General features: G+C 45.7%; 8 protein-coding genes, 2 tRNA genes, 2 rRNA genes and 1 other RNA gene (1 of these 13 only partly in view). 11 read left to right on the top strand and 2 right to left on the bottom strand.

Features of this window, described 5'->3' with window-relative positions:
- Positions 1 to 47: 47 nt before the first annotated feature.
- Positions 48 to 1,331 (bottom strand): glycoside hydrolase family 18 protein, encoded by a 1,284-nt coding sequence (locus MKY10_RS00110; protein WP_048655278.1) that lies wholly within the window; start codon positions 1,329 to 1,331, stop codon positions 48 to 50.
- A 69-nt stretch (positions 1,332 to 1,400) separates the two neighbouring features.
- Positions 1,401 to 1,946, bottom strand: coding sequence for an isochorismatase family cysteine hydrolase (locus MKY10_RS00115; RefSeq protein ID WP_003226786.1), 546 nt, complete (start codon positions 1,944 to 1,946; stop codon positions 1,401 to 1,403).
- An 85-nt stretch (positions 1,947 to 2,031) separates the two neighbouring features.
- Here MKY10_RS00115 and tadA point away from each other — a divergent pair, with 85 nt between their 5' ends.
- The 11 genes from tadA to MKY10_RS00170 form a co-directional block, all read left to right on the top strand.
- Entirely contained in the window at positions 2,032 to 2,517 is a 486-nt protein-coding gene (tadA, locus tag MKY10_RS00120; protein WP_003226784.1) for a tRNA adenosine(34) deaminase TadA, read from the top strand.
- A gap of 82 nt (positions 2,518 to 2,599) precedes the next feature.
- Positions 2,600 to 2,864: signal recognition particle sRNA large type (gene ffs, locus MKY10_RS00125), an RNA gene on the top strand.
- 129 nt (positions 2,865 to 2,993) lie between these two features.
- Complete coding sequence (gene dnaX, locus MKY10_RS00130) at positions 2,994 to 4,685, top strand: DNA polymerase III subunit gamma/tau (RefSeq protein ID WP_015253021.1); 1,692 nt, start codon at positions 2,994 to 2,996, stop codon at positions 4,683 to 4,685.
- Positions 4,686 to 4,708: 23 nt separating this feature from the next.
- On the top strand, positions 4,709 to 5,032 hold the full coding sequence (locus MKY10_RS00135; protein ID WP_003225427.1) for a YbaB/EbfC family nucleoid-associated protein: 324 nt from the start codon (positions 4,709 to 4,711) through the stop codon (positions 5,030 to 5,032).
- Positions 5,033 to 5,046: 14 nt separating this feature from the next.
- Positions 5,047 to 5,643, top strand: coding sequence for a recombination protein RecR (gene recR / locus MKY10_RS00140; protein WP_003225425.1), 597 nt, complete (start codon positions 5,047 to 5,049; stop codon positions 5,641 to 5,643).
- A 17-nt stretch (positions 5,644 to 5,660) separates the two neighbouring features.
- Positions 5,661 to 5,885, top strand: coding sequence for a YaaL family protein (locus MKY10_RS00145; protein WP_003242387.1), 225 nt, complete (start codon positions 5,661 to 5,663; stop codon positions 5,883 to 5,885).
- Positions 5,886 to 5,951: 66 nt separating this feature from the next.
- Positions 5,952 to 6,215 (top strand): sigma-K factor-processing regulator BofA, encoded by a 264-nt coding sequence (gene bofA / locus MKY10_RS00150; protein ID WP_003225421.1) that lies wholly within the window; start codon positions 5,952 to 5,954, stop codon positions 6,213 to 6,215.
- 245 nt (positions 6,216 to 6,460) lie between these two features.
- Positions 6,461 to 8,010, top strand: a 16S ribosomal RNA gene (locus tag MKY10_RS00155).
- A 102-nt stretch (positions 8,011 to 8,112) separates the two neighbouring features.
- Positions 8,113 to 8,189: transfer RNA gene (locus tag MKY10_RS00160), tRNA-Ile, on the top strand.
- Between the two features lie 11 nt (positions 8,190 to 8,200).
- A tRNA-Ala gene (locus MKY10_RS00165) sits at positions 8,201 to 8,276 on the top strand.
- An 81-nt stretch (positions 8,277 to 8,357) separates the two neighbouring features.
- Positions 8,358 to 9,152, top strand: a 23S ribosomal RNA gene (locus MKY10_RS00170); it runs 2,133 nt beyond the window's last position.
- Together the 16S and 23S rRNA genes with 2 tRNA genes alongside form the textbook arrangement of a ribosomal RNA operon.

A 9,152-nucleotide genomic window follows, 5' to 3' on the forward strand; every position in this document is an offset into this window, starting at 1 on the left:
TGTATCACAACCCTTGGGTGCCCCCATGAAAAAAAGACGTTTCCAAATTATCGAAACGTCTTTTTGACAACATTAAATTGATCAGACAGCAGCAGCCAGTTTTGTGGAAAGGAAAGACCCAGCTTCCAATAGCTGATGCCTCTTAAATTCAGCTCTTTAATCAGATTGAATTTTGCTTGAATCGAGCGGGCATCCTCGAACCATACCTCGTGCCTTCTGTTTTCTGCATCAGTATAGCGGAAGAAAGGAGCTTGAGCGGTTTGGTCATATTGAATGGAAGCATTGTTCTGATCAGCTATGACAATGGCTTGCTGAGGGCTTACTGCTCTTGCCGGAGTTCCCCCTGCTGTATATGGCAGCGTCCAGTCATATCCATATAAATTCTGGCCCATGACAATTTTGTTCGCAGGCATTTCAGTCAAAGCATATTCTATGACATCACGGACAGGTCCAATTGGAGAAACCGCTTGAGGCGGCCCGCCGCTATAGCCCCATTCATATGTCATGAGAACAACAAAGTCGACAATTTGGCCATGTGCCCTGTAATCATGAGCTTCATACCACCTGCCCTGCTGTGTTGCACTTGTTTTAGGAGCAAGAGCCGTAGAAATTTCTAAGCCCTCTCGATGAAAAAGATCTCTTGCTTCGCGGAGGAATTGATTATAGGCCTCTCTATCCTGGGGCCGCAAATATTCAAAGTCGAAATGAATGTCACGGAAGCCATATCTTCTGGCATTCTCGACTATTTCATTTAGAAGCCGTCTTTTTACAGTTTCGTCGTTCAAAAGGATCCGGCCAAGTTCATCGCTGAATGCTTGGTTTTCTAGGTTCGTTATAATCATCATCAATGTTGTATTTTGACTTTCTGTAATGCTCCTTAAATTCGTTAAAGGCGGTGCGACTAAGGTTCCGTTCCGCTGTGCCTGGAAGCTGAATGTGCCAAGGTACGTTAAGTAGGGCGACGCTTCTCTGGCCGCCTGCTGGAGATTTTCGCTGACTTGATTTCCTCGGGGCTCCAAATAAGCATTTGATTCGATGTCTCGTTTAGGAGCTGGTGGGATGTATAAACGGAAACCAATCTGAAGCACGGTATTTAACTGGATGCGGTTAACCCTTGCGAGCTCGGCTGCCGTTGTATTGAACTGCAGGGCGATAGATGTCAGGGTATCACCTCGCTTCACATCATAGAACTGGCCGGCTATTGGAATGACAATGGTTTGTCCGACAACAAGGCTGTCGGGATTCGGTATTTCATTCGTTTCAGTGATGTCATTTGCGGTTGTTCTGTATTGTGAAGCGATAGCAGAAAGAGTGTCGCCTTGTTTTACCACATAAATTTGAATGAAAAACGCCTCCTTTCATATCGCTATCAATGTATGAAAGAAAAGCGCTGATCATGTTTATTTTTCTGTAATTTGTTCTTCCGTCGTAATTTCTGCGAAAAGAACATTCTCCATCATAGTTAAGGCGAATTCGTTATCTTCGTCACTGTTTGACGCGATACAGTCCTTAGGAATCGTGATGCTGTATTCCCTCATATAAGCGTCATTAGCGGTAAACAGCACACATATATTGCCGGCTATACCTGTTAAGATAATATGTCTCACCTGCAACTCAGTAAGAAGGGTGTGAAGTGCAGTTTCGTAGAAAGCGGAATGTTTTGGTTTGATTAAAAAATAATCAGCATCTTCCGGGGCTATCTTAGTGATGATATCCTTGCTTCTTTCATTTGTGCATTCTTGCTGAATGTTTTTAATGTCAGCTTGCCAAAGTCCATAATGATCATTGATGTAAATAATCGGCCATTCATTTTGTCTCGCGTGCTCCTTTAATGATAAAATATGAGGAACGATTTTTTCTGTTTTTTTAGCGAGGGTTTCTCCCATATCGAATTCAAAATTATTGATCATGTCTACAATGAGAAGGGCTGTATCTGCTTTGGACAATCGACAGTCTCCTTTCCGTTTCAGTTATAGTTAATATGTAGCCTTTTTAGGCAATGAAAAAACTTTGAAAAGAGAGCTTATCCTTATGACACAAGATGAACTTTATATGAAAGAAGCAATTAAAGAAGCGAAAAAGGCTGAAGAGAAAGGTGAAGTGCCAATAGGTGCGGTGCTTGTCGTTAATGATGAAATTATAGCGCGTGCACATAATTTAAGAGAGACTGAGCAACGATCTATTGCCCATGCAGAAATGCTTGTGATTGATGAAGCGTGTAAGGCACTGGGAACATGGCGGCTGGAAGGTGCGACTCTTTATGTGACGCTTGAGCCTTGTCCAATGTGTGCTGGTGCAGTCGTACTTTCTCGAGTGGAAAAAGTGGTTTTTGGCGCATTTGATCCGAAAGGCGGCTGTTCAGGCACGCTAATGAACCTTCTCCAGGAGGAACGCTTTAATCATCAGGCTGAAGTGGTGAGCGGTGTACTTGAGGAAGAATGCGGCGGAATGCTCAGTGCGTTTTTCAGAGAACTAAGAAAAAAGAAGAAAGCCGCCAGGAAAAACTTGTCTGAATAGTACGGTTGCAATTTTTAGGGGAAACAGATATACTTAAGTGTGCATCGTAATAGATGCAACATAAAATTTGATATTTATTTTGCCGTGCTAAGCGGGGAGGTAGCGGTGCCCTGTACCTGCAATCCGCTCTAGCAGGGCCGAATCCCTTCTCGAGGTTCGTTTACTTTAAGGCCTGCCTTAAGTAAGTGGTGTTGACGTTTGGGTCCTGCGCAATGGGAATTCATGAACCATGTCAGGTCCGGAAGGAAGCAGCATTAAGTGAAACCTCTCATGTGCCGCAGGGTTGCCTGGGCCGAGCTAACTGCTTAAGTAACGCTTAGGGTAGCGAATCGACAGAAGGTGCACGGTAAATCAATCATCAAATTTTCAGACTCACCTAACATTAGGTGAGTTTTTTGTTATGTAAAAAGAGCTTTTGGAATCGAAACAAGGTTCATGTATAATGGGAATGATGAATAACGGAGGAGGGCAAACCCGTGAGTTACCAAGCTTTATATCGAGTATTCAGGCCTCAGCGCTTTGAAGATGTGGTCGGACAAGAACACATTACAAAAACGCTGCAAAATGCCCTTTTGCAAAAAAAGTTTTCTCACGCCTATCTGTTTTCCGGGCCAAGAGGAACCGGAAAAACCAGTGCAGCCAAAATATTTGCTAAGGCTGTCAACTGTGAACATGCTCCTGTTGATGAGCCATGCAACGAATGTGCGGCCTGTAAAGGGATAACAAACGGGTCAATATCCGATGTCATAGAAATTGACGCCGCTTCTAATAACGGTGTTGATGAGATTCGTGACATTCGCGATAAAGTGAAGTTTGCCCCATCGGCCGTCACATATAAGGTATATATCATAGATGAGGTGCATATGCTTTCTATCGGCGCTTTTAATGCATTACTAAAAACATTAGAAGAGCCGCCTGAGCATTGTATTTTCATATTAGCAACAACTGAACCGCACAAAATTCCTTTAACCATTATCTCTAGATGTCAGCGTTTTGACTTTAAACGAATTACCTCCCAAGCGATTGTAGGCCGCATGAATAAAATTGTTGATGCTGAACAGCTGCAAGTGGAGGAAGGATCGCTGGATATCATCGCGAGTGCTGCAGACGGAGGGATGAGGGATGCCCTGAGCCTTCTTGATCAGGCCATATCATTCAGCGGCGATATCCTGAAAGTCGAAGATGCGCTTTTAATTACGGGTGCTGTTTCTCAATTATATATCGGGAAGCTTGCACAATCCCTGCATGATAAAAACGTTTCTGACGCACTGGAAACATTAAATGAATTGCTTCAGCAAGGAAAAGATCCAGCTAAGCTGATAGAAGATATGATTTTCTATTTCAGGGACATGCTGCTGTACAAAACAGCCCCTGGCTTAGAGGGAGTGCTTGAGAAAGTAAAAGTCGATGAAACGTTCCGGGAACTAAGTGAACAAATTCCGGCTCAGGCCCTATATGAAATGATTGATATTCTGAACAAGAGCCATCAGGAAATGAAATGGACAAATCATCCGCGTATCTTTTTCGAAGTGGCCGTTGTGAAGATTTGCCAAACCTCACATCAATCTGCTGCTGATCTCCCGGAAGTGGATATGCTGATGAAAAAAATCCAGCAGCTCGAACAGGAAGTAGAGCGGCTCAAAACAACGGGCATAAAAGCAGCTGCGGAAAGCCCGAAAAAAGAAGCGCCGCGTGTGCCAAAGGGCGGGAAATCCAATTACAAAGCGCCAGTAGGCAGAATTCATGAGATTTTGAAGGAAGCCACAAGACCGGATCTTGATCTGCTCAGAAACAGTTGGGGCAAGCTTCTTGCTCATCTCAAACAGCAAAACAAAGTATCACATGCCGCTTTGCTGAATGACAGTGAACCTGTGGCTGCCGGATCGGCGGCATTTGTTCTGAAATTCAAATATGAAATTCATTGTAAAATGGTCGCTGAGGATAACAACGGAGTCCGGACTAATCTTGAACAGATTTTAGAATCGATGCTCGGAAAAAGAATGGATTTGATTGGCGTTCCAGAAGCACAATGGGGTAAAATAAGAGAAGAATTTTTAGAAGATCATCAGCAGGAAAATGAAGGATCAAATGTACCGGCTGAAGAAGACCCGCTTATTGCCGAAGCGAAAAAGCTTGTTGGAGCGGATTTAATTGAAATAAAAGACTAACAAAATGAAAGAGAGTGAATGCTATGCGTGGCGGAATGGGTAATATGCAAAAAATGATGAAACAAATGCAAAAAATGCAAAAGGACATGGCGAAGGCTCAAGAAGAGCTTGCAGAAAAGGTTGTTGAAGGAACTGCAGGCGGCGGTATGGTAACAGTAAAAGCAAACGGCCAAAAAGAAATCCTGGATGTTATCATCAAAGAAGAAGTCGTTGATCCTGAAGATATTGATATGCTTCAAGATTTAGTGCTTGCTGCAACGAATGAAGCTTTGAAAAAAGTTGACGAAATCACAAACGAAACAATGGGTCAATTTACAAAGGGAATGAACATGCCAGGTTTATTCTAGGGGGATAAAAGAACATGCAATATCCTGAACCAATATCAAAGCTGATTGACAGCTTTATGAAATTGCCAGGGATCGGACCGAAAACAGCGGTTCGTCTGGCTTTTTTTGTTCTAGGTATGAAAGAAGATGTAGTATTAGATTTTGCGAAAGCATTAGTAAATGCGAAACGCAACCTGACATATTGTTCAGTTTGCGGGCATATTACAGATCAGGACCCTTGCTATATATGTGAAGATACGCGCAGGGATAAGTCTGTTATCTGTGTTGTGCAAGACCCTAAGGATGTTATCGCTATGGAGAAAATGAAGGAATACAATGGACAGTATCACGTTCTTCACGGCGCTATTTCTCCAATGGACGGCATCGGACCGGAGGATATTAAAATACCAGAATTGTTAAAACGATTACAGGATGATCAAGTGACAGAAGTGATCCTCGCGACAAACCCTAATATAGAAGGGGAAGCAACGGCGATGTATATATCAAGGCTCCTCAAGCCGTCTGGTATTAAGCTCTCCCGTATTGCCCACGGACTGCCCGTCGGCGGTGATTTGGAATATGCTGATGAGGTCACTCTTTCTAAAGCACTTGAAGGAAGACGTGAATTGTAAGGAGGAAAAAGCGATCCATGGGTTTTCTTCGCAAGAAAACATTAAGAAGAGAGTTTGATGAAAAACTAACCGAGCAGCTTTTTAAACAAAAGGAAGAGTGGAACAGGCAAAAAAAGCTGGTTGAAAAAAGCTTAGAACCGTCTGCTGAAGTGTTATACGAACTGAAAGTAGCTGAAGCGAAGTATTTTTTTTACTTAAGGGAAGCGAAGCAGCGAAATTTAAAAATCAGCCGGTGGAAGTAAGTGGTCTAAACTCCTGGATCTTCTCATAAGCTTGTACTAGAACAAGCGAAGGAGATGAGAAGATTCATGGAGCCTATTTTTATTATTGGGATTATTTTAGGACTGGTTATTCTTCTTTTTTTATCAGGTTCAGCTGCGAAGCCTTTAAAGTGGATTGGCATCACAGCTGTTAAATTTGTGGCAGGTGCTTTGCTGCTGGTTTGTGTAAATATGTTTGGCGGCAGTCTTGGCATTCATGTGCCGATTAATCTGGTTACAACAGCTATCAGCGGAATTTTAGGAATACCCGGAATAGCTGCGTTAGTCGTTATTAAGCAATTTATCATTTAATTGATATTATGTATTGACTTAGACAACCGAAGGTGTTATTCTAGTATACGTCGCTGATGACGAACAGCTTTTTTGAAAAGAAAATGTTAAAAAAATGTTGACAGTAGCGACGGTAAATGTTATGATAATAAAGTCGCTTAAACGAGCGGTAAACAAAGTTCTTTGAAAACTAAACAAGACAAAACGTACCTGTTAATTCAGTTTTTAAAAATCGCACAGTGATGTGCGTAGTCAGTCAAACTACTTTATCGGAGAGTTTGATCCTGGCTCAGGACGAACGCTGGCGGCGTGCCTAATACATGCAAGTCGAGCGGGCAGATGGGAGCTTGCTCCCTGATGTTAGCGGCGGACGGGTGAGTAACACGTGGGTAACCTGCCTGTAAGACTGGGATAACTCCGGGAAACCGGGGCTAATACCGGATGGTTGTTTGAACCGCATGGTTCAAACATAAAAGGTGGCTTCGGCTACCACTTACAGATGGACCCGCGGCGCATTAGCTAGTTGGTGAGGTAACGGCTCACCAAGGCGACGATGCGTAGCCGACCTGAGAGGGTGATCGGCCACACTGGGACTGAGACACGGCCCAGACTCCTACGGGAGGCAGCAGTAGGGAATCTTCCGCAATGGACGAAAGTCTGACGGAGCAACGCCGCGTGAGTGATGAAGGTTTTCGGATCGTAAAGCTCTGTTGTTAGGGAAGAACAAGTACCGTTCGAATAGGGCGGTACCTTGACGGTACCTAACCAGAAAGCCACGGCTAACTACGTGCCAGCAGCCGCGGTAATACGTAGGTGGCAAGCGTTGTCCGGAATTATTGGGCGTAAAGGGCTCGCAGGCGGTTTCTTAAGTCTGATGTGAAAGCCCCCGGCTCAACCGGGGAGGGTCATTGGAAACTGGGGAACTTGAGTGCAGAAGAGGAGAGTGGAATTCCACGTGTAGCGGTGAAATGCGTAGAGATGTGGAGGAACACCAGTGGCGAAGGCGACTCTCTGGTCTGTAACTGACGCTGAGGAGCGAAAGCGTGGGGAGCGAACAGGATTAGATACCCTGGTAGTCCACGCCGTAAACGATGAGTGCTAAGTGTTAGGGGGTTTCCGCCCCTTAGTGCTGCAGCTAACGCATTAAGCACTCCGCCTGGGGAGTACGGTCGCAAGACTGAAACTCAAAGGAATTGACGGGGGCCCGCACAAGCGGTGGAGCATGTGGTTTAATTCGAAGCAACGCGAAGAACCTTACCAGGTCTTGACATCCTCTGACAATCCTAGAGATAGGACGTCCCCTTCGGGGGCAGAGTGACAGGTGGTGCATGGTTGTCGTCAGCTCGTGTCGTGAGATGTTGGGTTAAGTCCCGCAACGAGCGCAACCCTTGATCTTAGTTGCCAGCATTCAGTTGGGCACTCTAAGGTGACTGCCGGTGACAAACCGGAGGAAGGTGGGGATGACGTCAAATCATCATGCCCCTTATGACCTGGGCTACACACGTGCTACAATGGACAGAACAAAGGGCAGCGAAACCGCGAGGTTAAGCCAATCCCACAAATCTGTTCTCAGTTCGGATCGCAGTCTGCAACTCGACTGCGTGAAGCTGGAATCGCTAGTAATCGCGGATCAGCATGCCGCGGTGAATACGTTCCCGGGCCTTGTACACACCGCCCGTCACACCACGAGAGTTTGTAACACCCGAAGTCGGTGAGGTAACCTTTTAGGAGCCAGCCGCCGAAGGTGGGACAGATGATTGGGGTGAAGTCGTAACAAGGTAGCCGTATCGGAAGGTGCGGCTGGATCACCTCCTTTCTAAGGATATTTTACGGAATATAAGACCTTGGGTCTTATAAACAGAACGTTCCCTGTCTTGTTTAGTTTTGAAGGAACTTTGTTCCTTGAATAAGTTAAGATGGGCCTGTAGCTCAGCTGGTTAGAGCGCACGCCTGATAAGCGTGAGGTCGGTGGTTCGAGTCCACTCAGGCCCACCATCTTATATAACGGGGCCTTAGCTCAGCTGGGAGAGCGCCTGCTTTGCACGCAGGAGGTCAGCGGTTCGATCCCGCTAGGCTCCACCAACGTGTTCTTTGAAAACTAGATAACAGTAGACATCACATTCAATTAGTAACACAAGATATCACATAGTGATTCTTTTTAACGGTTAAGTTAGAAAGGGCGCACGGTGGATGCCTTGGCACTAGGAGCCGATGAAGGACGGGACGAACACCGATATGCTTCGGGGAGCTGTAAGCAAGCTTTGATCCGGAGATTTCCGAATGGGGAAACCCACCACTCGTAATGGAGTGGTATCCATATCTGAATTCATAGGATATGAGAAGGCAGACCCGGGGAACTGAAACATCTAAGTACCCGGAGGAAGAGAAAGCAAATGCGATTCCCTGAGTAGCGGCGAGCGAAACGGGATCAGCCCAAACCAAGAGGCTTGCCTCTTGGGGTTGTAGGACACTCTGTACGGAGTTACAAAGGAACGAGGTAGATGAAGAGGTCTGGAAAGGCCCGCCATAGGAGGTAACAGCCCTGTAGTCAAAACTTCGTTCTCTCCTGAGTGGATCCTGAGTACGGCGGAACACGTGAAATTCCGTCGGAATCCGGGAGGACCATCTCCCAAGGCTAAATACTCCCTAGTGACCGATAGTGAACCAGTACCGTGAGGGAAAGGTGAAAAGCACCCCGGAAGGGGAGTGAAAGAGATCCTGAAACCGTGTGCCTACAAGTAGTCAGAGCCCGTTAACGGGTGATGGCGTGCCTTTTGTAGAATGAACCGGCGAGTTACGATCCCGTGCAAGGTTAAGCAGAAGATGCGGAGCCGCAGCGAAAGCGAGTCTGAATAGGGCGCATGAGTACGTGGTCGTAGACCCGAAACCAGGTGATCTACCCATGTCCAGGGTGAAGTTCAGGTAACACTGAATGGAGGCCCGAACCCACGCACGTTG

This window comes from Bacillus sp. FSL P4-0290 (genome assembly GCF_037975435.1).
Taxonomy (GTDB): domain Bacteria; phylum Bacillota; class Bacilli; order Bacillales; family Bacillaceae; genus Bacillus; species Bacillus subtilis.

Coding starts and splice junctions, on each gene's coding strand:
- tadA (WP_003226784.1), top strand. CDS start 2,032: ATGACACAAGATGAACTTTATATGAAAGAAGCAATTAAAGAAGCGAAA.
- MKY10_RS00135 (WP_003225427.1), top strand. CDS start 4,709: ATGCGTGGCGGAATGGGTAATATGCAAAAAATGATGAAACAAATGCAA.
- recR (WP_003225425.1), top strand. CDS start 5,047: ATGCAATATCCTGAACCAATATCAAAGCTGATTGACAGCTTTATGAAA.
- MKY10_RS00145 (WP_003242387.1), top strand. CDS start 5,661: ATGGGTTTTCTTCGCAAGAAAACATTAAGAAGAGAGTTTGATGAAAAA.
- bofA (WP_003225421.1), top strand. CDS start 5,952: ATGGAGCCTATTTTTATTATTGGGATTATTTTAGGACTGGTTATTCTT.